Below are 20,134 nucleotides of genomic sequence, written 5' to 3'. Positions count from 1 at the left end.
CCTCGTCGACGATGGTCGACACCATACGTCGGTCCCACGCGTAGCGACCCCAAAGTACCCGGGCCTAACTGGACAGTCGCGCCCCGACGGCCACCGCGATCGGCCGGTCGAACGCCGACGCTTCGGACTCTCGGAACGTAGGCAACCGTTAACCCGTCCGGGTGCGAACGGACGCCCATGGCGAACGCTCGAGCGCTCCTCGTCCACCCGGAGGAGGGGAGCGATCGGATCGAGACTGCGCTCGGCGCCGCGGGGTTCGAGGTGACCCGCACGGACACCGCCGCGTCCGCGGTCGCGAAGGCGACGACCGGGGAGTACGACTGCGTCGTCAGCGAGTACGCGCTGGCCGGCGACGACGGGGTGGCGCTCGCGACCGCGATCGAGGAGTCCGACGCCGGCGTGCCCGTCGTGATGTTCACGGCGACGGACGAGGAGGGGGTGCCGGAGGCCGCCTTCGAGAACGGCGTCGACAGGTTCCTCCAGAAGAACGGGTCGGCGTCGATCGACAAGCTCGTCTCCGACGTCTCGACGGTCTGCTCGGGGGTCCCGACCTCGGAGCCGCGACAGGACATCTCCGACCACGAGCCGACCGCGTCGGAGGTGACGCGCGCCGTCGAGGACGCGCCGATCGGGATCAGCATCAGCGACCCGGATCTCCCGGATTACCCGCTCGTGTACGTCAACGACGCCTGGGAGGAACACACCGGCTACCCGGTCGAGGAGGCGCTCGGCCGCAACCCGCGGTTCCTCCAGGGGCCGGGGACGGACCCGGAGACCGTCGAGGAGATCGGAGACGCGATCGCGAACGAGGAGGAGGCGACCGTCGAGATCCGGAACTACCGGCGCGACGGAACTCCCTTCTGGAACGAGCTGACGGTCGCGCCGGTGTACGACGCGGACGGCGACCTGGCCCACTACGTCGGCTTCCAGAACGACATCAGCGACCGGAAGGAGGCGGAGCGGCTCGCCGAGGAGCGCGCCGAGAAGCTCGCGACCGAGCGGCGCTCGCTCGACAGGGTCCTCGGTCGGGTGAACGGGCTCCTCAGCGACATCAGTCGCATCCTCGTCGAGAACCGGGACCCCGGCGTCATCCCTGAGCGCGTGTGCGAGGTCGTCGCCGGCGAGCCGGGGTACGCCGGCGGCTGGATCGGCGAGGTGTCGTCGGCGACCGGTCGCCTCGAGATCCGCGCCGCGAGCGGCGTGTCGGTCGAGGCCGGCGCGTCGTTCGACGTCGACGAGATGCCGACCGAGGTCCGGGAAGCGATCGAGACCGAGGAGATCCACAGCGGGTCGATAGAGCACGTCGCCGACGGACCGCTCGAACCGAAGTCCGCGGGCGGGCGGCGGCTCCTCGTCGTCCCGCTCACGTACGGGGACCGGCGGTACGGGCTGTTGGGGATCTACGGCAGCGGGGCGGACGTCCTCGACCGCCGCGAGCGGCGGGTGTGCGAGTCCGTCGGGAAGATGATCGCGAACGGGCTCCACTCGCTTGAGACGACGAAGATACTCACGACCGACCGCGTCGTGGAGCTCGTCGTCGAGATCCGCGACCCGGCCTCGTCGCTCGCGCAGATCGCCGACGCGGTCGGGGAGCCGGTCGAACACCTCGGGACGACGCGGCTCGACGACGACGCCTGCGAGCTGTACTTCCGCGTCGACGGCGAGGGCGTGAGCCTCGACGAGCTCGCGGCGCTCCCCCTGGTCGAGTCGATGCGGACGGTCTCGGAGACGAACGACGGCGTCACCTTCGGCGTCACGATCACCGAGTCGCCGCCGTTCACGCAGCTGGCCGACCACGGCGTCGTCGTCGCCGAGGCGACGGCCACCGCGGACGGGGCGACCCTGACGATCGAGGCGCCGCCGGAACACGACGTCCGGTCGATCCTCGACGTGTTCCGCGACGAGTACGAGGGCGTGGAGCTCCGGTCGCGCGTCGAGCGCGAGAGCCGGGACCGCACCGTCGCGGAGTTCGCGGCCGCGGTCGACGAGCGGCTCACCGAGCGCCAGCGCGCTGCCCTGAAAACCGCCGAGCTGAACGGCTACTTCGAGTGGCCGCGACCGGTCGACGGCTCGGAGATCGCGGAGCAGATGGGGATCACCCGACAGACGTTCCACCAGCACCTCCGCGCAGCTGAGCGGAAGCTGGTCGAGGCGTACGTCGACCCGCGGCCGAGCGAATGAATCGGGAGCGCGCCGCGGCCCCGAGAGATGGCGCGACCCCGGGAGGCGACGCATGAGCGACGACCCTTCGGACGCGGACGACGACCCGTTCGCCGCGAGCGACTCGGTCGTCGTCGCGGCCGACCCGGAGACCGTGTTCGCGTTCCTCGACGACCCCGCGAACCACGCGGCGATCACCCCCGGGCTCACGGACGTGCGAGTCGTCGAACCGCTGGCGAACGGCGGGAAGCGGCTCTCGTACACCTACCGGATGGCCGGGATCGGCATCGACGGCGAGATCGTCCAGACCGTCCACGAGCCGCCCGAGCGCCACGTCTTCGAGCTCCGCGGCCGCCTCACCGGCACCATCGACCTCCGGCTCGCCCCCGTCGACGGGGGGACGGAGCTGACGTACGCCGCGACGTACGACCTGCCGGAGAACGCGCTCACGAGGGTTGGCGCGCCCGCGATCCGCCGATTCAACGAGCGACAGCTCCGAGCGGCGCTGGAGAACGTCGCCGCAGAGTTCGACGCGGACGGGTGAGGACGTCTGACGGATGAGGACGTCTGACGGGTCCGTCACCGGCGGCCGAGGTCGGCCGAGGGGTAGCCGAGGGGCGGCGAGCCGACCGGGAGACGGCGCACCGATTCGGGGGCGGTGGGCGAACTATTAAGCGTACGATGGCCTAAACGAGAGGCATGGATCCGATCACCCTCCAAGGCGGGCTCGGTCTCGGGCTCGTGAGCGTCGGCCTGCTCGCGCTCTTGCTCGTGGTCGTCACGCTCTGGCAGTCGTTCGAGATCGTCGACGCCTACGAGAAGAAGACGCTCACCGTCTTCGGCGAGTACCGCAAGCTGCTCGAACCCGGTATCAACCTCATCCCGCCGTTCGTCTCTCGCACGTACCCGTTCGACATGCGGACCCAGACGCTGGACGTCCCCCGTCAGGAGGCGATCACGCGGGACAACTCCCCGGTGACCGCCGACGCCGTCGTCTACATCAAGGTGATGGACGCGAAGAAGGCGTTCTTGGAGGTCGACGACTACAAGAAGGCCGTCTCGAACCTCGCACAGACCACCCTCCGGGCCGTCCTCGGCGACATGGAACTCGACGACACGCTGAACAAGCGACAGGAGATCAACGCAAAGATCCGCAAGGAGCTCGACGAGCCCACGGACGAGTGGGGGATCCGCGTCGAGAGCGTCGAGGTCCGCGAGGTCAACCCCTCGAAGGATGTCCAGCAGGCGATGGAGCAGCAGACCTCCGCCGAGCGCCGCCGCCGCGCGATGATCCTCGAAGCGCAGGGGGAACGCCGCTCCGCCGTCGAGCAGGCGGAGGGTGACAAGCAGTCCAACATCATCCGCGCGCAGGGTGAAAAGCAGTCCCAGATCCTCGAAGCGCAGGGGGACGCCATCTCGACGGTCCTCCGCGCCCGTTCCGCCGAGTCGATGGGCGAGCGCGCCATCATCGAGCGCGGGATGGAAACGCTCGAAGAGATCGGGAAAGGCGAATCGACTACGTTCGTCCTCCCGCAGGAGCTCACGAGTCTGGTGGGGCGCTACGGCAAGGCGCTCTCCGGCTCCGACGTTCAGGAGATGGAGGGGCTCGACGGGAAGGAGTTCGACGACGACACCCGGAAGATGCTCGGGCTCGACGACATCGACGAGATCCTCGGCCAGATCGAGGAGTCCGCGGAGATGAACGTCGAGGAGCTCGAGAAGGAGGCCGAGGCCGTGAAGTCGGGCGACGCCGGCGCGAGCATCAGGTCCGCCGACGAGGTCATCCAAGAGATGGACGACGAGGAGGCCCCCGCGGAAGTCGAGAAGGAAGAGTAGCTCGGCGCGAAACGGGGAAGTTCCGGCGATTTCCGCCGCGAATCGCCCGCGAGCGAAGTGCTTTTGTCGAGGCGCCGACTAATACAGCTGTGACAGAGGGGTTCGACGGCCGAAAGCGTGAGACGCTCCGGCGGTTCGCCGCGATCGGAGCCGCCGCGCCGTTCGTCGGGACCGCGAGCGCCGACGACGCCGACGACGCGAACGAGACGCGGGAGGCGATCCGCGGCTACGTGCCGACGACCCCCGGCGCGCACTTCTCGAAGCTCCGCGACGACCTCCGCCTCGGCACCGGCGAGGCCCAGTACCACCTCCGGAAGCTGGAGGAGGCGGGCGCGATCGAGTCGGTGAAGGACGCCGACTACCGGCGCTTCTTCCCCGCCGGCCGGTTCGACGAGACGGACAAGCGGGCGCTCGGCTACCTCCGCCGGGAGACGCCCCGCGGGATGATACTCGCGCTGTTGCGCGACCCCGACGCGACCGGCGCCGACCTCGCGAGCGCCCTCGGCGTCTCGCGGCCGACGATAAGCGCCGCGGCCGCCGACCTGGAGCGGGCGGGCCTCCTCGACCGGACCGACGGCTACGCGCTCACCGAGCCGGAGCGGCTGCTCACGCTCGTCGTCCGGTACGCGGACTCCTTCGACGCCGAGGCCGTCGCGTTCGCCGACGAGGCGGCGTCGCTGGTCGCGTACGACCCCTGATTCCGACAGCTGTGAGGGATTTCAGGCGGTGACCATCCACGTCGTCCCCGACGAGTACCCCCACTTCTCGACATCGACGTCGGTCGCCGCGTCGGCGACGGCGCTCATGTTCGCGCCGACCTCCTTCGCCGAGAGGCCGAGATCGTCGGCGATCAGCCGCGATTTGAAGTACGTTCGGTCGGCCGCGTTCTCGCGGAGGTACCGCAGGATACGCGCCTGTTTCGCGGAGAGGCCGGTCGATTCAGCGGCGACCGCGTCCGGGTGGGCAGTGCTCATACGAGTACCACGTCGGCACGCCGCATAAGGCGGTTGGTAGACCGAACTAACGCCCCGCAGTCGTGCGATTTTGTGTATCATCGGGGCCGTGAGTCCCGCCCCACGACCGCGTTTGGGTACGGCCTTCGAACCGCGGCGGCGCCGCGCCGATGCCGTCGCGCCGGAGTCAGTACAGCTCGGTGACGAACGGCCCGAGCGCGCCGCTCACCCCGGCCGCGAGCGCCTCGGCGCGGTCGACGCGGCCGTTCGTCAGCGCGCCCGCCGCGCCGCCGCGCTTCGCGACGCCCTCGGTGTCGAGGAGGTCGTCCATCACCGGGCCCAGCTCTTCCCCGTCGTCGATGCGGGCGGCGACGTCCGCCGGGAGCGCGAGGCTCGGGCCGGCGCCGCGGCCGACGCGGTCGCCGTCGGTCACCGCGGCCCACATGATCAGGTAGCGGCCGTCGGCGCCGTCGAACGCCGCGACGCCGCCCTCGACGCCGACGCCGAGGTCGTAGGCCGGTTCGCTGTCCCTCGGTTCCGCGTCGAGAACCGCAGCAGCCCGGTTCTCGGCGCCCGCGATCGTCTCCGCGTGACCCGTCGGCTGTTCGCTCACGCCGGAGTCGACGGGGATCGACTCGATCGCGACCCCGGTCGGGTCGCTCGGCAGGTCGTCGTCCGCCGCCGATCCGAGCGCCAGTTCGACCGCGCGCCGCTTCACCGGGTTGCCGCTGCCGACGCCGACTCGCAGGGTCGTCATGTCCGGTCGTCGGCGTCGGCGACTGAAAACGCGTCGGGATGGAGCAAGCGCGCCAGCCGCTCGACCCCGTCCAGGAGCGCGGGGCTCGGCTGGTTGAGGAGGGAGTCGTCGATCACGCTCACAGGGGCGTCGACCCAGTCGCGCTCGGCGACGGTCGCGGGGTCGACTCGGTCGCCGTGCCCGCAGATGTGGACGACGACGTGGTCGGGGTCGGCCCGCTCGACCGCGGCGGGGTCGACCTCCCGAGAGCGCTCGCCGGCGTCGACGAACGGGTAGCGGCCCCCCGCGGCGCGGACGGCGTCGGGGACCCAGTTGCCGGCCGCCATCGGCGGGTCGGACCACTCCTCGCAGTAGGCGGTCGGTCTGGGGCGGTCGGCGACGGCGTCGGCGATCCGGTCGAGGCGGTCGCGGGCGTCGGCGGCGAGTCGCTCGCCGGCTTCGGGTCGGCCCACGTCGCGCCCGCGGGCCGCAAACCCGTCGACCACGTCGTCGAGCGTCGCGGGTTCGCGGTGCGCGACCTCAAGGCCGCGGTCGCGGCAGTCGTCGGCGAGGTCGGCCTGGAGCGCGTCGCTCGTGAGGACGACATCGGGGTCGAGGGCGGCGACGCGATCGAGGTCGGGGTTCAGCCAGCCCCCGACGGTGTCCGGGAGAGAGTCGCCGTGTGCCGATCCGGCGTCCGGGTCGTCCGACAGGTCGCAGTGGGCGGTGACGCCGACGAGGTTGTCGGCCGCGTCGAGCGCGGCGACCGTCGCGGTCGCGCTCGGCGCGAGCGAGACGACGCGGGGCGAAGACATGGCGTTCGGTCCGACCGCGAGCGTGTCAACGGTTTCGGTCCCGTCGACGTTCCGGCGAGGTCGGCCGCGTCGAGCGCGGTCGACGGCGCGTCACCGCCGATCGCCGGATCGGCGAAAACACGTGATAGATCGTGTCCTTTCGTCGGGATTCGAGCGACACGTTCCGGTCGTTTTAAGTTGTGTTCCGCCGACGGTAAACCAAGATCGCTCTCGGGCAGTTTCAGTTTCCGGGGGCAACCGAGCTATGAGTGAACGACTACACAAACGGGGGAGTCGCTCCCGAACGGAGACGAACGAGGAGGAATCGGAGAGCACCGACGAGACGCTCAGCTGCCCGGAGTGCGGGGGCCACGTCATCAACGACGAGGAACACGGGGAGACGGTCTGCAGCGACTGCGGGCTCGTCGTCGAGGCAGACTCGGTCGACCGCGGGCCGGAGTGGCGCGCGTTCGACTCCCGCGAGAAGGACGAGAAGAGCCGTGTCGGCGCCCCGACGACCAACACGATGCACGACAAGGGGCTCTCGACGAACATCGACTGGCGCGACAAGGACGCGTACGGCCGGTCGCTCGGCGCGCGCCAGCGCCAGAAGATGCAGCGCCTCCGCAAGTGGAACGAGCGGTTCCGCACTCGCGACTCCAAGGAACGCAACCTGAAGCAGGCGCTCGGCGAGATCGACCGGATGGCCAGCGCCCAAGGCCTCCCGGACAACGTCCGCGAGACAGCCTCCGTCATCTACCGCCGCGCGCTCGACGAGGACCTCCTCCCCGGCCGCTCCATCGAGGGCGTCTCGACCTCCTGCGTGTACGCCGCCGCCCGGATGGCCGGCGTCCCCCGCTCGCTCGACGAGATCGCCGACGTCTCCCGCGTCGAGAAGGCCGAGATCGCGCGGACGTACCGCTACGTCGTCCGCGAGCTGAAGCTCGAAGTGAAGCCGGCCGACCCCGAGCAGTACGTCCCCCGGTTCGCTTCCGACCTAGAGCTCTCCGAGGAGTCCGAGATGCGCGCGAAGAGCCTCCTCCGCAACGCGAAGGAGAAGGGCGTCCACTCGGGCAAGTCGCCGGTGGGCCTCGCCGCGGCCGCCGTCTACGCCGCCGCGCTCCTCACCAACGAGAAGACGACGCAGGCCGCCGTGAGCGAGGTCGCCGACATCTCTGAAGTCACCATCCGGAACCGCTACCACGAGCTGTTAGAGGCCGAGGACGGCCTCGTCGCGTAAGCCGCGCGCTTTTCGCCGCTCGTTTCGCTGACTCGTTTCGACCTCACGGTCCGCGCTAACCCGACCAGCTAAGACCCCGGCGACGGAACCGCCGCGTATGTTCGAGGAGTTCGTTCTCGCCGCGAGCACGGCCGACCTCACGGAGGAGCCGCGCGCCCGCGAGGACGCCGACGCGGTGGAGTTCCGGATGGACCTCGCAAACTCCCCGCTCGACCAACTGGCGGGCTACGACGGCGAGCTCCCGCTGCTCGTCACGAACCGGGCGTCGTGGGAGGGCGGCGAGGCCGAGGGGCTGGGGCGGTACGACGCGCTCTCGACGGCGATCGGTAACGACGCGGTGGCCGCCGTCGACATCGAGCTCGCTGCGCTGCGCGGGACGCGCCCGGACCCGGGCGAGGAGTCGCACGCGACCGCGCTGCGCAACGCGGCCCGCGAGGCCGGGGTCAAGGTGGTCGCGTCCGTCCACGACTTCGAGTCCACCCCGGAGCCGGCCGCGCTCGTCGACCTCCTCGCGGACGCCGCGAGCGAGGGCGACGTGGGGAAGCTGGCGACGACCGCGACCGCGCCGGCCGACGCGCTCGCGATGATCGAGGCGACCCACGAGGCGACCGCCGCGGGTCACCGCGTCGCGACGATGTGTATGGGTGAGCCGGGACGACACACCCGCGCGGTCACCCCGGTCTACGGCTCGAAGATCGGCTACGCGCCCGTCGACCCCGCGGAGGCGACCGCGCCCGGACAGTACCCGCTCGCGACGCTTAGAGAGCTCGTTGACGGGCTGCGAGAAGGTGACGCAGGCGAGTGATTGTTTGTAAGTAATTGATCGCGACTGCGGCGACTATTTATAAGTAAATACTGTGCGGTGGCGCGTGCCTCCGAGTGGCCGCCGAAGGCGGCCGCGAGGAGCACGCGCGAGGGAGTCGCTGGCTCCCGGAGCGAAGCGAAGGGTGCCAGCGACGAGGCTGGGGAGGTGTGAGGCGCGGGGCGGTGCTGTGCGGGGTGGGACTCAAAGGGGCAGCCGGGAGGCGGGCGCAGGCGAAGCAAGCACCGCAAGGAGCGAGTGGAACGAGCGACTGAGGAGCGCAGCGAGCGTGCGCCCGCCTCCCGGCTGGGGCTTTGGAGGTGTTCGCCGTCGATCCGCAGTTAACCATTTATAAGCAATCGGCTGGGGCTTTGGCGGTGTTCGCCGCGATACCACCAAACACTATTTATAAACAATCACCGAGACCGCCGACCGCCTCACGACAAACCACGTAGAGAGCCAAACCGCTTTACGACCGCCCCCGTAAGTGCCGGCAATGGCGACGTGCGACGTGTGCGGGGAGTACGAGAACCTCCCGTACCAGTGTAAGCGGTGCGGCCAGACGTTCTGTGCCGAGCACCGACTACCCGAGAACCACGACTGCCCGGGCCTCGCCGAGTGGGACGACCCCGGCGGCGTCTTCGACAGCGGCTTCGACGAGAGCGTCGAGGGCGGAGGCGGCGCGGACGGTGGTGGCCGCACCGGCGGCGCCTCCGCGGGGGTCGTCGGCCGCGTCAAGCGTCGGATCGACCGCGAAACCGGCACCGGCGGCATTCTAGGATACTTCCGCAACAACGCGACGTACGCCCTGCTGTTGGCGATGTGGGTGACGTTCGTCGCGCAGTTGGCGGTACTGTACTTCGGCGGGCAGTCCCTTCACAACACGCTGTTTGTGCTTCAGTCGAACGAGCTCCTCAACGTGTGGACCTGGGTGACGTCGGTGTTCTCGCACTCGCCGGGAGTGCTGTACCACATCATCGGCAACAGCGTCGTCATCCTGTTCTTCGGCCCCCTCGTCGAGCGCGCGGTTGGGTCGAAGCGGTTCGTCGGGTTCTTCCTCCTCTCGGGGATCATCGCCGGCCTCGGCCACGTTCTGTTCGCGATCGCGACCGGCGCGCCCCCGACGGGCGTCCTCGGCGCCAGCGGCGCCGGCTTCGCGATCCTCGGCGTTCTCACCGTCTGGCGGCCGAACATGCAGGTCCTTCTCTTCTTCGTCATCCCGATGAAGATCAAGTACCTCACGTGGGGGATCGCGCTCATCTCGGCGGTCCTCGTTGTCCAGAGCCTCCAAGCCGGCGGCGCCGGCAGCGCCGGCGGCATCGCGCACCTCGCGCACCTGATCGGCTTCGCCATCGGCCTCGCCTTCGGCAAGCGCAACGAGGGGCTCGCGCGCTCCGCGGGCGGCATGGGCGGCGTCTCGATGGGCGGCGCCCGCGGCCCGCGCGGACCGGGTGGCCCCGGTGGACCCGGTCGGCGACGCTGATGGACCTCGCGCGACCCGACCTCCGGCCGGATCCGTCGCTGTCGCACGACGAGATGGAGGCCCTCCAGCGCGACATCGCGGCGGCCGCGACGTTCGCGGACGACCACGGGCTCGACCCGGCCGCGATCGCGGTCGACGAGGCCGCCTCGCTCGCGGACGGGCTCCCGCCGGCGCGCGACGGGGCGCAGGAGCGGTTGGGGACCGGCGCGGGCGTGGAGTCGGAGGACGCAGGGGGTCCGGAGAGCGATCCCGACGCCCCCACTGTCGTCGGCGTCGACCAGGCGTTCCTCACCGACCGCGACGGCGACCGCCCCGACGCCGCCGTCTCGGCCGCGGTCGCGCTCCGCGGCGGGACCGTAATCGAGTACGCGAGCGCGACGACGCCGCTGTCGATCCCCTACATTCCCGGCCTGCTCGCGTTCCGGGAGGGCGAGCCAATACTCGCCGCGCTCGACGCGCTCGACGCCGACCCCGACCTGCTGGTCTGCGACGGCTCCGGTCGGATCCACTTCCGCGAGGCGGGGCTCGCGACCCACGTCGGCGTCCTCCGCGACACCCCGAGCGTCGGCGTCGCAAAGAACCTCCTCTGTGGCGAGCCCGACGAGTCGACCGCGGAGCGCTCCGAGGGCTGGTGGACGCCGATCCGCGCCGACGACGCGGTGACGACCGCCGAGCCGGGGACGGTGATCGGCCACGCGTTCCAGTCGCGCCAGTACCCGAACAGCAAGCGAGTGAACCCGCTGTACGTCAGCCCCGGCCACCGCGTGTCGGCGGAGAGCGCGGTCGAGTTCGTCGAAGCGCTCTGCGCGGGGTACAAGCTCCCGGAGCCGACGCGGCTGGCGGACGCGTACGCCGATACGGTGAAGCGGGACGCGGAGTAAGGGAACAGCGACGAGCCCGGCGCCGAATTCATGTCACCAGTTGCCACGGACAGGCGATTTTTATACGATCGACTCCGAACGCGAACGCATGGGAGACGACGACGCGGAGAGTCCGATGTCCGCCGAGGAGTTCCGGTCGCTGACCGACGGGTTGGTGCGACAGAGTTCAGGCGGCGGGACGACCGTCTACAAGAACGCGGCGGGCGTCGGCTGTCCGAACCCCGACTGCGACCGCGGCGTCTTCCAGACGCTGTTCGTCAGCGACCACGGCTGGCAGCAGATCGGCGCGACCCGCGACGGGATCGACCTCTGTCTCGTCAACACGGAGTCGAAGCGGCTCGTCTTCATCCACGACGAGTGAGTCGGGGGCGGCGAGTCAGGCGGTAGCGAGTCGGACAGAACGGTGAGAACCCTTTTCAGGAATCACGTACCAGCGGGCGTATGCCGTTCGCCCTCCCCATCAGCGCCGAGGATATCGCCGATGCGCTCTTCATGTCGGTCACGACGCTCATCGGGTTCCTCATCGGCGGGGTCATCGGCCTCGTCGTCGGCTTGTTCGCCGGCTACGCGTACCTCGATCTCACGAGCCGTATCGCCGACCTCGAAGCGACCGTCAACTCGCTCGCCCGGGACCGGGGTGATCTCCGCGAGCGCGTGGCGGAGTTGGAAGCCGACCGAGACGACGCGGCCGATCGAGACAACGCGACCGGTGGAGACGACCGACCGGACGACCGATAGCCCGCTATCGGCTGCTCAGTGGTGCGGATCGGCTTCAGTCGTCCGCAGCGGACCCGGTGTCGGGCTCGGCCGCACAGCGATTCGGGCCGAGTTCGAGCTCGATCGCCGCGGTCTCGTCCGGCGGCGACTCGACCCCGCGGTTGGCCGCGATCACCGACTCGTAGTTCGGCGGCTTCTCCGGGAGCGTCCGGGTGATACGGTCGACGAACTCGTCCGCGTCGAGGGCGAGCACCTCAATTTCGCGGCGCGCCGCTCCGACCGTCGTGAAGACGGGTTCGCCCGGGACGACGTCGCCGGTCGTCCCGTCGTTCGCGACCGCGAAGTGGCCGGGGCAGACGACGACGCCGTCCGGCTGCGCGAGGAGCGTCCCGTGGAGCGAGTCGTACAGCCGGCGAGCGGCGCCCGCGGCGCCCGTCTCTGACTCGTTTTCGTCGCCGCCCGCCGAGAACTGGAGCTCCGTCCGCCCGACGCTGTCGGTGAAGAGCGTGTCGCCCGTGAGGACCGCCGCGTCGCCGACGAGGTAGCTCGCGCCGTCATCGGTGTGGCCGGGCGTCGCGAGCGCCTTCAGGCCGACGCCGCCGACGTCGAGCGTCTCGTTGCGCCCGATCGGCTCGAAGGCGTGCGCCACGTCGCGCTCGGCGGCCGCGGCGGGCAGGTAGTACGGCACCCCGAGCTCGTCCGCGAGCGCCCGGCCCCCCGAGAGGTGGTCCGCGTGGACGTGCGTGTCGAGGACCGCCGCGATCGACGCGTCGTGCTCGGCGGCCGCCTTGACCCACTCCTCGCCGTGTCTGGAGACATCGATAGCGACGGCAACGCGGTTGGAGCCGTCGGAATCAGCAACGACGTGATCCGCGTCGCCCGGCTCGCGTCCGCCGACTACGAGGTATCCCAGACACCCCTTTGCGCGGCGCTGGACCTGGACAATGTCGAGCGGCGGCGCGGAATCGGGCGTGTCGGGGAGGGGGACGGAAGTTCGGTCATAAACGCCCGACCACCCGCGCATCCCGTCGGCGACGACCGTCACGTCCTCGTACCCCGCCGCGTCGAGTTCGGCGGCGAAGTCCTCCGAGGCCTTCCCCTTCGCGCACAGGGTTATCACGTTATCGTCGGACGAGAGACCGTTCTCGCGCTCGAAGTCGTCGACGTCGAACTCGTGGAACGGCTTGTAGAAGTAGTGGACCGCGTCCGCCACGCGCCACCCCTCGAAGCTCTCTTCGGGTCGCGTGTCGACGACGACGAACGAACGGTCGCCGCGCCGACGCGCGTCGATCCTGTCGCGGAACTCGTCGGCGGAAATGGTCTCGACCATGATCGTGATTCGGTCCGCTGGATCAAAAGCTCTCGGTGGACGAGAAGTACGAAGGAATCTCCGGCGGCAAATCAGGGGTGAACGTTTCCTACGCCCCAGCCGCTCACTTATAAATGACTAATGGTAGATCGGCGGCGAACACCGCCAAAGCCCCAGCCGCTCGGTTATAAGTGACTGACTGTTGAACGGCGGAGAACGCCTCCAAAGTCCCAGCCGCTCGCTTATAAATGACTGACTGTTGAACGGCGGAGAACGCCTCCAAAGCCCCAGCCGTGAGGCGGGCGCACGCTCGCTGCGCTCCTCAGTCGCTCGCGCTGCTCGCTCCCTGCGGTGCTTGCGTCGCCTGCGCCCGCCTCACGGCTGCCCCTTTGAGTCCCACCCCGCACCGCCGGAAGACGGTCCTGCTCGCTCACTGCGTTCGCTGCGCGGGCTGCGACTTCCGTGCTCCCGCTCGCTTCGCTCGCGGGAACGCTCCGCACAGCACCTCACGCCTCCCCAGCCTCGTCAGTCGCCCTCGCTCCGCTTCGGGCGACTGACTCCCTCGCGCGGGCTCCTCGCGGCCGCCGAGGGCGGCCGCTCGCACGCACGCGCCACCGCGATCGGCAGCAGGTGGGAATCACCGCGACCGCGATGAATAGCTTTTATTCGGACCGCCGGGTGAGCGGGCGTATGGTCGAGGCGTTCGCGGTCGCCAGCGGGAAGGGCGGCACGGGGAAGACGACGAGCACGCTCGCGCTCGGGATGGCGCTCGCGGCCGACCACGACGTGACGGTCGTGGACGCCGACACCGGGATGGCGAACCTCCTCTTTCACGCCGGGCTCGACGACGCGGCGGTCACCCTCCACGATCTGCTCGTCGAGGGCACCGCGACGGACGTGAGTGAGGCCACCTACGAGCGCTTCGGACTCTCGGTCGTCCCCTGCGGCACCTCCCTTGCCGGGTTCGAGGCCGCGGAGCCCGAGCGGCTCCGCGACGTGGTGGCCGAGCTCGCGCGCGACACCGACGTGCTCCTGCTCGACTCGCCGGCCGCGCTGGGGTCGAAGTCCGCCGTGCTGCCGGTCGTGCTCGCCGACCGCGTCGTGGTCGTCGTCGAGCCGACCATCCCCGCGCTCTCGGACGGACTCAAAGTCCAGGAGTACGCCCGCTCGTACGGCACGGAGACGGCCGGCGTCCTGTTCAACAAGGTCCGGGACGAGGCCGACGACGTTGCCGCGCAAGCGGAGCGCCACTTCGGCGGCCCCGTCCTCGCGAACGTCCCCGAGAGCGACGACGTCCGGGCCGCGCGCCGAGCGGGGAAGCCCCTCCTCGCGCACGCCCCGGAGAGCGAGGCCGCCGCGCGCTTCCGACGGGCCGCCGACCGGCTCGACGTGCGCGACGGCGACGGCGACGCGGTCGCCGACCGGTTCCGCAGCGCGGTCGTCCCTGACACGCCATGAGCGGGAGCTCGAAGAGCGACGGCTCGGAGCGCGACGGCTCGGAGCCGGCCACGCTCACCATCCCGCGGGGGACGCTCCTGCGCTCGCGCGTGGTCTCGGACGTGGGGACGACGCTCTCGCGAGCGCTCGACCGCGAGCTCACCGGCTACGCGACGCTCGTTCCCCAGGAGACGCTGCTGTTGTCCGGCGAGGCCCGCGGCGTGATCACCTTCGACGACGGCGTGCCCGTGCTCGCGTACAACACCGTGACGGACAGCGGCGGCCCGGACGCGCTCGCGGAGCTGGCGGTCCCCGGGCCCTACCGCGTCGAGCTCTACGCCGTCGACGCGAGCGGGCTGGCCGCGGCCCACGAGGAGGAGGCGCTGCGCGTCGCGCCCGACGCGGCCGCGACCGAGCTGGCCGACGACGCCGCCCTCGCCGAGCGGACTCGCGAAGCCGCGCCCGAGGAACGCCTGCGGGACGCTTCCGACGAGGACGACGCCGTCGCCGCCTTCCTCGCGGACGAGGAGCGGATCGACGCGATCCGCGAGCAGGCGCGGTCGGAGGCCCGCGACCGCGCCGTCGAGTGGGGGCTCGACGACGCGCTCGACGATCCGGATGGGACGGGTGAGAGCGACGCCGGCAGCTTGATCGAGAGCGACGCCGAGGGCGTGGTCGAGGGCGACGCCGGCGGCTCCGTCGACGGCTGACCGACCGAACAGTTATTTCGGCGCGGCCCCTCCGATCGGTATCACAGTCCTCCAACTCCTGCGCCTGACGACGCCCGCCGACTTCGCGGCCTGGTACGCCGCCGGCCGCGCGTACACGACCGAGGTGGCCGAGGGAATGGGCTTCGCCGGCGTCGACGAGCTCGACGCCGACCGGATCGCGCGGCGGCTCCGAACGGCACCCGACGAGCTGACGCCCGCCGAGGCGCGCTCGGTCGCGGCGACGCTGCTCGCGGACGGCGCGTTCTCGGAGCCGTACTGCGAGTGGCTGCCGACCTGGTACGAGCTCGCGCTGATCGCGCCGGTCCGGTACGGCGACTGGCGGCTGCGACGGGTCGCCGGCGCGGTCGCCGAGCGCGCGTCCGTCACCGCGACAGCGCCGCGGTTCTCGCGACCGACCGACGTCCGGATCGACGGCGCCCCGGCGCTGTCGCGGGTCTCCGGCTTCCGCAAGCGGTTCCTCCTCGCGGACTCGCTGCTCCACCTGGAGTGGTTCGACCACGTCGCCGCCGCCGACGGTATCGAGGTGCCCGACGGCCTCGTCGCGCGGACCCGCGAGGAGTCGCTGTCCTACTACGGCGGCGACCGCGACCGCCTCTCGCCCGAGGTCCGACGGTTCCAGCGCCACCTGTTCGCCGACGATCGCTGGGTCCGCCGGGTCGACGAGGCGTACGGCCTCGACAGCGCCCTGTTCGGGCTCTGGGAGCGGCTGCTCCGGGACGAGCGGCGGCGGCTCGGCGGCGACTGATCAGGGGCGACGGTCGACCGAGTCGCGGTGCGAGTCGACCGAGTCGCGGTGTTACAACTCCGGTAACAAGTTACGAGCCCTAATCGCGGAACCGGAGATAAGTATAGGCCGGCCCCTCCATTACTGCGTTGTACGAACCGCGATTCGGTTCGCTGTCCCCGACCTTCGGCCCTCGTTTTCGTTCGCGGTCGCAGGGTTCCCGACCAGATACCCCCTCCACGACGGCGTCGGACCCGAATGAGGCGTCGCGCGTCCGCTCGTACCCTTTCGCCTCGTTGAATTGCCGTCTGCCACGACCGAACACAACTCGGCGGCGAGTAATCTTTTATTCAGCGTTTCGGCCGCCGGAAGCTTCATAGGTCGCCTCGCGGATCCTCAGAGTACACGAATGGCAGTACTCTTGCTGGAGGACGTCGACGCCGACGACGTCGGGACCGTCGGCGGAAAGGCCGCGTCGCTCGGCGAACTCATCGGTGCGGGGCTCCCGGTGCCGCCGGGGTTCGCCGTCACCGCGGGCACGTACCGCACCTTCATCGAGGAGGCCGGGATCGACGCCGAGCTGTTCGACGCGGTCGACGTCGACCCCGAAGACTCCGCGGCGCTCCGCGAGGCCGAGGCGCGCGCGGAAGAACTCATCCTCGACACGCCGTTCCCCGACGAGGTGCGCGAGGAGATCCTCGAACAGTACCGGGCGATGGCCGAGGACGGCGAGGAGGCGTTCGTCGCGGTGCGCTCCTCGGCCACGGCCGAGGACCTCCCCGACTCGTCGTTCGCCGGCCAACAGGAGACGTTCCTCAACGTCCGCGAGGACGACCTCCTCCGGCGCGTGAAGGAGTGCTGGGCCTCGCTTTTCACCCAGCGCGCGATCTACTACCGACAGCAGCGAGGGTTCCCGCACGAGGACGTCGACATCGCGGTCGTCGTCCAGCGGATGGTCGACGCCGAGAAGTCCGGCGTGATGTTCACCAGCCACCCCTCGACGGGCGAGCCGCAGGTCACCATCGAGGCCGCGTGGGGGCTCGGCGAGGCGGTCGTCTCCGGCACCGTCTCCCCCGACAACTACGTCTACGACCGCGAGCGCGGCGAAGTCGACCAGGTCACCGTCGCGGACAAGAAGGTGGAGATGGTGAAAGACGAGGAGACCGGCGAGACGGTCCAGCTCGACGTCGACGAGGAGCGCCGACACGAGCGGGTGCTCTCGGACGCGGAGATCGGCGACCTCGTCGAGCTCGGCGAGCTGGTTGAGGACCACTACGGGTCTCCGCAGGACGTCGAGTGGGCGATATACGACGGCGAGATCTACATGCTCCAGTCGCGTCCGATCACGACGATTCAGGAGAACGCGGGCGAGGAGGACGGTGCGGACGCGGGCGGAACCGGCGGCGAGACCCCGCGGAAGTCCGCCGTTGGGGACGCGGCGTCGGGCCAGCCCGGCGCGGCCGGGGACGGATCCGCCGGAGACGACGCGGACGTCCTCGTCGACGGGCTCGGCGCGAGCCCGGGGATCGTCTCCGGCGCGGTCCGGATCGTCCACAAGCTTGACCACCTCGATCAGGTCCAGGAGGGCGACGTGATGGTGACGGAGATGACGATGCCGGACATGGTTCCGGCGATGAAACGCGCCGCCGGCATCGTCACCGACGAAGGTGGGATGACGAGCCACGCGGCGATCATCTCCCGCGAGCTCGGCGTCCCCGCGGTCGTCGGCACCGGCAACGGGACCCGCGTCCTCGAGGACGGCCAGCAGGTGACCCTCGACGGCGACAAGGGGACGATCCGCGCGGGCGAGTCGGAGTCGGCCGAGTCCGGCGAGGAGTTCGAGCCGGTGGAGGCCGCGCGCCCCGAGACCCCCGTCAAGCCGATGACGGCGACGGAGGTGAAGGTGAACGTCTCGATCCCGGAGGCGGCCGAGCGCGCCGCGGCGACGGGGGCCGACGGCGTCGGCCTGCTCCGGATCGAGCACATGGTGCTGTCGCTCGGGAAGACGCCCGAGAAGTACATCGCCGACCACGGCGCCCGCGCGTATCAGGACGAGCTCATCGAGGGCGTGCGCCGCGTCGCCGACGAGTTCTACCCCCGACCGGTCCGGGTACGCACCATCGACGCGCCGACCGACGAGTTCCGCGAGCTGGAGGGCGGCGAGGGCGAGCCCGCCGAGCACAACCCGATGCTCGGCTGGCGCGGGATCCGCCGGAGCCTCGACAAGCCGGAGCCGTTCCGGCAGGAGCTGGCCGCGTTCGCGCGGCTCTACGACATGGGGTACGACAACCTGGAGGTGATGTTCCCGCTCGTCAACGACGCGGCCGACGTCGAGGGGATCACGGGCCACATGCGCGAGGCCGGAATCGACCCCGAGACCCACCGCTGGGGCGTGATGATCGAGACGCCCGCCAGCGCGCTCCAGATCGAGGAGCTCGCGGAGGCGGGGATCGACTTCGCCTCCTTCGGCACCAACGACCTCACGCAGTACACGCTGGCGGTCGACCGCAACAACGAGCACGTCGCCGACCGGTTCGACGAGCTCCACCCGGCCGTGTTGCGGCTCATCGGCGACACGATCGAGACGTGCCGCGAGCTCGGCGTCGACACCAGCATCTGCGGCCAGGCCGGCTCGAAGCCCGAGATGGTCGAGTTCCTCGTCGAGAAGGGGGTCTCCTCCATCTCCGCGAACATCGACGCGGTCCGCGACGTCCAACACGAGGTCAAGCGGACCGAACAGCGCCTGCTGCTCGACTCGGTCCGCTGAGGCCGCCCGAACAGCGCCTGCTGCTCGACTCGGTCCGCTGAGGCCGCCCGCGGTCGGTCTCCGGACGCACCCCAGAGCGGAACGGGTAAGAGCCGCCCCCGGCAACAGGGGGGCAGATGCGACAGCCGGAACCGGAGCCGCAGTCGTTCGATCGGGTGCTCTCCTCGATGTGCACCGAGCCGCACCCGGAGGCCCGCGCGGCCGCCGAGCGCTTCCTCGCGACGAACCCCGGCGACCCCGCCACCTACGAGGCCGTCGCGGACCTCGAGGCGCGCGCGGTCGAGGGGCTCGCGACGCTCGCGGCCCACCCGGATCCGGAGTCCGCCGCCGGGTACGTCACCTCCGGCGGCACCGAGGCGAACGTTCAGGCGGTCCGGTCGGCGCGGAACCGGCACGAAGGGACCGATCTCAACGTTGTCGCGCCCGAGAGCGCACACTTCTCGTTCACGAAGGCGGCGGCGTTGCTCGACGTGGAACTCCGGACGGTGCCCCTCGACGACGACTATCGAGCTGACACCGACGCCGTCGCGGCCGCCGTCGACGACGCGACCGCGCTCGTCGTCGGCGTCGCCGGCAGCACGGAGTACGGCCGGGTCGACCCGATCCCCGAGCTGGCAGCGATCGCCGACGAGGTCGGGGCGCGGTTCCACGTCGACGCCGCGTGGGGCGGGTTCGTCCTCCCGTTCACCGACCACGCGTGGTCGTTCGCCGACGCGCCGGTCGACACGCTGACGATCGACCCCCACAAGTTCGGGCGGGCGCCCGTCCCGGCGGGCGGCCTACTCGCCAGCGAGGACGCTGCGCTCGACGCGCTCGCGGTCGAGACCCCGTACCTGGAATCCCGGTCGCAGGCGACGCTGACCGGGACCCGGAGCGGCGCCGGGGTCGCGGGCGCCGCCGCGGCGATGGACGCGCTGTGGCCCGACGGCTACCGCGAGACGGCGGAACGCGCGGCCGAGAACGCCGAGTGGCTCGCCGACGAGCTCGTCGACCGCGGGTACGACGTGGTCGACCCCGAACTCCCGCTCGTCGCGGCGGACGTGCCCGAATCCGAGTTTGCCGCGCTCCGCGACGCCGGCTGGAAGGTGTCGCGGACCGGGACGGGAGAGCTCCGCGTGGTGTGTATGCCGCACGTGACGCGCTCGGCGCTGCGGGCGTTCCTCGACGACCTCGACGGGATTCGGCGGTAGATCTTATTTAAATACGCGACCGCGGTGGCGACGCTCATTTATCAATAGACGATGCGGTGGCGCGTGCCGACGAGCGCCCGCAGGGCGCGAGTCGCACGCGCGAGGGAGTCGGCGGTCCGGAGCGAAGCGGAGGACCGCCGACGAGGCTGGGGAGGCGTGGGGTGCGGAGCGGTGCTGTGGGCGGGACTCAAAGGGGCAGCCGGGAGGCGGGCGCAGGCGACGCAAGCACCGCAGGAACGAGCGAAGCGAGTGACGAGGAGCACAGCGAGCGTGCGCCCGTCTCACGGCTGGGGCTTTGGAGGTGTTCGTCGTCTTGTGCTCAGCCATTTATAAGCGAGCGGGCGGGTATTCGGAGAAGTCCGCCGCAGGGCCGC

19 protein-coding genes are annotated in these 20,134 nt (G+C 70.6%); 15 read left to right on the top strand and 4 right to left on the bottom strand.

The genetic code is table 11. The features are described 5' to 3' along the window. Positions 1-177 precede the first annotated feature (177 nt). The 4 genes from ACOZ35_RS15930 to ACOZ35_RS15915 all read left to right on the top strand — a co-directional run bounded on the left by ACOZ35_RS15930 (position 178) and on the right by ACOZ35_RS15915 (position 4,694). Positions 178-2,181 (top strand): bacterio-opsin activator domain-containing protein, encoded by a 2,004-nt coding sequence (locus tag ACOZ35_RS15930; RefSeq protein ID WP_424014475.1) that lies wholly within the window; start codon positions 178-180, stop codon positions 2,179-2,181. Positions 2,182-2,233: 52 nt separating this feature from the next. Further along, the gene (locus ACOZ35_RS15925; protein WP_424014474.1) at positions 2,234-2,704 is read left to right on the top strand and encodes an SRPBCC family protein; all 471 of its coding nucleotides are present in this window, start codon (positions 2,234-2,236) and stop codon (positions 2,702-2,704) included. A 155-nt stretch (positions 2,705-2,859) separates the two neighbouring features. Further along, complete coding sequence (locus ACOZ35_RS15920; RefSeq protein WP_424014473.1) at positions 2,860-3,996, top strand: SPFH domain-containing protein; 1,137 nt, start codon at positions 2,860-2,862, stop codon at positions 3,994-3,996. An 89-nt stretch (positions 3,997-4,085) separates the two neighbouring features. Continuing rightward, positions 4,086-4,694: a winged helix-turn-helix transcriptional regulator gene (locus ACOZ35_RS15915; RefSeq protein WP_424014472.1), complete on the top strand. Its 609-nt coding sequence runs from the start codon at positions 4,086-4,088 to the stop codon at positions 4,692-4,694. A 21-nt stretch (positions 4,695-4,715) separates the two neighbouring features. Here ACOZ35_RS15915 and ACOZ35_RS15910 read toward each other — a convergent pair whose 3' ends face one another. The 3 genes from ACOZ35_RS15910 to ACOZ35_RS15900 all read right to left on the bottom strand — a co-directional run bounded on the left by ACOZ35_RS15910 (position 4,716) and on the right by ACOZ35_RS15900 (position 6,500). Then, positions 4,716-4,970, bottom strand: a complete 255-nt coding sequence (locus ACOZ35_RS15910; protein WP_004596485.1) for a DUF7123 family protein — start codon at positions 4,968-4,970, stop codon at positions 4,716-4,718. Between the two features lie 166 nt (positions 4,971-5,136). Further along, positions 5,137-5,706: a DUF84 family protein gene (locus tag ACOZ35_RS15905; RefSeq protein WP_424014471.1), complete on the bottom strand. Its 570-nt coding sequence runs from the start codon at positions 5,704-5,706 to the stop codon at positions 5,137-5,139. After that, a complete protein-coding gene (locus ACOZ35_RS15900; RefSeq protein ID WP_424014470.1) occupies positions 5,703-6,500 on the bottom strand; it encodes a helical backbone metal receptor in 798 nt (265 codons plus the stop codon). The genes ACOZ35_RS15905 and ACOZ35_RS15900 overlap by 4 nt, the downstream gene beginning before the upstream one ends. Positions 6,501-6,744: 244 nt before the next feature. On the opposite strand from ACOZ35_RS15900, the gene ACOZ35_RS15895 reads away from it, so the two are divergent. The 6 genes from ACOZ35_RS15895 to ACOZ35_RS15870 all read left to right on the top strand — a co-directional run bounded on the left by ACOZ35_RS15895 (position 6,745) and on the right by ACOZ35_RS15870 (position 11,623). Further along, the gene (locus tag ACOZ35_RS15895; RefSeq protein WP_092921068.1) at positions 6,745-7,719 is read left to right on the top strand and encodes a transcription initiation factor IIB; all 975 of its coding nucleotides are present in this window, start codon (positions 6,745-6,747) and stop codon (positions 7,717-7,719) included. A gap of 97 nt (positions 7,720-7,816) precedes the next feature. Continuing rightward, a complete protein-coding gene (locus tag ACOZ35_RS15890) occupies positions 7,817-8,524 on the top strand; it encodes a type I 3-dehydroquinate dehydratase (protein WP_424014469.1) in 708 nt (235 codons plus the stop codon). Positions 8,525-9,017: 493 nt separating this feature from the next. Continuing rightward, the gene (locus tag ACOZ35_RS15885) at positions 9,018-10,004 is read left to right on the top strand and encodes a rhomboid family intramembrane serine protease (protein WP_424014468.1); all 987 of its coding nucleotides are present in this window, start codon (positions 9,018-9,020) and stop codon (positions 10,002-10,004) included. Further along, entirely contained in the window at positions 10,004-10,885 is an 882-nt protein-coding gene (locus ACOZ35_RS15880; protein WP_424014467.1) for an endonuclease V, read from the top strand. Before ACOZ35_RS15885 ends, ACOZ35_RS15880 begins: the two co-directional genes overlap by 1 nt. An 88-nt stretch (positions 10,886-10,973) precedes the next feature. Further along, the gene (locus ACOZ35_RS15875) at positions 10,974-11,246 is read left to right on the top strand and encodes a DUF7385 family protein (protein ID WP_004596496.1); all 273 of its coding nucleotides are present in this window, start codon (positions 10,974-10,976) and stop codon (positions 11,244-11,246) included. An 80-nt stretch (positions 11,247-11,326) separates the two neighbouring features. Next, on the top strand, positions 11,327-11,623 hold the full coding sequence (locus ACOZ35_RS15870) for a hypothetical protein (RefSeq protein WP_424014466.1): 297 nt from the start codon (positions 11,327-11,329) through the stop codon (positions 11,621-11,623). Positions 11,624-11,657: 34 nt separating this feature from the next. Here ACOZ35_RS15870 and ACOZ35_RS15865 read toward each other — a convergent pair whose 3' ends face one another. Further along, the gene (locus ACOZ35_RS15865) at positions 11,658-12,932 is read right to left on the bottom strand and encodes an MBL fold metallo-hydrolase (RefSeq protein ID WP_424014465.1); all 1,275 of its coding nucleotides are present in this window, start codon (positions 12,930-12,932) and stop codon (positions 11,658-11,660) included. Positions 12,933-13,601: 669 nt separating this feature from the next. Here ACOZ35_RS15865 and ACOZ35_RS15860 point away from each other — a divergent pair. The 5 genes from ACOZ35_RS15860 to mfnA all read left to right on the top strand — a co-directional run bounded on the left by ACOZ35_RS15860 (position 13,602) and on the right by mfnA (position 19,760). Then, a complete protein-coding gene (locus ACOZ35_RS15860; RefSeq protein ID WP_211553480.1) occupies positions 13,602-14,369 on the top strand; it encodes an AAA family ATPase in 768 nt (255 codons plus the stop codon). Next, on the top strand, positions 14,366-15,058 hold the full coding sequence (locus ACOZ35_RS15855) for a hypothetical protein (protein WP_424014464.1): 693 nt from the start codon (positions 14,366-14,368) through the stop codon (positions 15,056-15,058). The genes ACOZ35_RS15860 and ACOZ35_RS15855 overlap by 4 nt, the downstream gene beginning before the upstream one ends. Before the next feature lie 136 nt (positions 15,059-15,194). Next, positions 15,195-15,824 (top strand): hypothetical protein, encoded by a 630-nt coding sequence (locus ACOZ35_RS15850; RefSeq protein ID WP_424014463.1) that lies wholly within the window; start codon positions 15,195-15,197, stop codon positions 15,822-15,824. Between the two features lie 388 nt (positions 15,825-16,212). Then, on the top strand, positions 16,213-18,570 hold the full coding sequence (ppsA, locus tag ACOZ35_RS15845; RefSeq protein WP_424014462.1) for a phosphoenolpyruvate synthase: 2,358 nt from the start codon (positions 16,213-16,215) through the stop codon (positions 18,568-18,570). Between the two features lie 116 nt (positions 18,571-18,686). After that, on the top strand, positions 18,687-19,760 hold the full coding sequence (gene mfnA, locus ACOZ35_RS15840) for a tyrosine decarboxylase MfnA (protein WP_424014461.1): 1,074 nt from the start codon (positions 18,687-18,689) through the stop codon (positions 19,758-19,760). Positions 19,761-20,134: the final 374 nt, after the last annotated feature.

This window comes from Halorubrum xinjiangense (genome assembly GCF_049604745.1).
Lineage (GTDB): Archaea > Halobacteriota > Halobacteria > Halobacteriales > Haloferacaceae > Halorubrum > Halorubrum xinjiangense_A.
This window is presented reverse-complemented; position numbering and strand designations above follow the sequence as displayed.

Coding starts and splice junctions, on each gene's coding strand:
- ACOZ35_RS15870 (WP_424014466.1), top strand. CDS start 11,327: ATGCCGTTCGCCCTCCCCATCAGCGCCGAGGATATCGCCGATGCGCTC.
- ACOZ35_RS15865 (WP_424014465.1), bottom strand. CDS start 12,932: ATGGTCGAGACCATTTCCGCCGACGAGTTCCGCGACAGGATCGACGCG.
- ACOZ35_RS15890 (WP_424014469.1), top strand. CDS start 7,817: ATGTTCGAGGAGTTCGTTCTCGCCGCGAGCACGGCCGACCTCACGGAG.
- ppsA (WP_424014462.1), top strand. CDS start 16,213: ATGGCAGTACTCTTGCTGGAGGACGTCGACGCCGACGACGTCGGGACC.
- mfnA (WP_424014461.1), top strand. CDS start 18,687: ATGCGACAGCCGGAACCGGAGCCGCAGTCGTTCGATCGGGTGCTCTCC.
- ACOZ35_RS15895 (WP_092921068.1), top strand. CDS start 6,745: ATGAGTGAACGACTACACAAACGGGGGAGTCGCTCCCGAACGGAGACG.
- ACOZ35_RS15860 (WP_211553480.1), top strand. CDS start 13,602: ATGGTCGAGGCGTTCGCGGTCGCCAGCGGGAAGGGCGGCACGGGGAAG.
- ACOZ35_RS15930 (WP_424014475.1), top strand. CDS start 178: ATGGCGAACGCTCGAGCGCTCCTCGTCCACCCGGAGGAGGGGAGCGAT.
- ACOZ35_RS15875 (WP_004596496.1), top strand. CDS start 10,974: ATGGGAGACGACGACGCGGAGAGTCCGATGTCCGCCGAGGAGTTCCGG.
- ACOZ35_RS15920 (WP_424014473.1), top strand. CDS start 2,860: ATGGATCCGATCACCCTCCAAGGCGGGCTCGGTCTCGGGCTCGTGAGC.
- ACOZ35_RS15905 (WP_424014471.1), bottom strand. CDS start 5,706: ATGACGACCCTGCGAGTCGGCGTCGGCAGCGGCAACCCGGTGAAGCGG.
- ACOZ35_RS15850 (WP_424014463.1), top strand. CDS start 15,195: ATGGGCTTCGCCGGCGTCGACGAGCTCGACGCCGACCGGATCGCGCGG.
- ACOZ35_RS15880 (WP_424014467.1), top strand. CDS start 10,004: ATGGACCTCGCGCGACCCGACCTCCGGCCGGATCCGTCGCTGTCGCAC.
- ACOZ35_RS15925 (WP_424014474.1), top strand. CDS start 2,234: ATGAGCGACGACCCTTCGGACGCGGACGACGACCCGTTCGCCGCGAGC.
- ACOZ35_RS15855 (WP_424014464.1), top strand. CDS start 14,366: ATGAGCGGGAGCTCGAAGAGCGACGGCTCGGAGCGCGACGGCTCGGAG.
- ACOZ35_RS15885 (WP_424014468.1), top strand. CDS start 9,018: ATGGCGACGTGCGACGTGTGCGGGGAGTACGAGAACCTCCCGTACCAG.
- ACOZ35_RS15900 (WP_424014470.1), bottom strand. CDS start 6,500: ATGTCTTCGCCCCGCGTCGTCTCGCTCGCGCCGAGCGCGACCGCGACG.
- ACOZ35_RS15910 (WP_004596485.1), bottom strand. CDS start 4,970: ATGAGCACTGCCCACCCGGACGCGGTCGCCGCTGAATCGACCGGCCTC.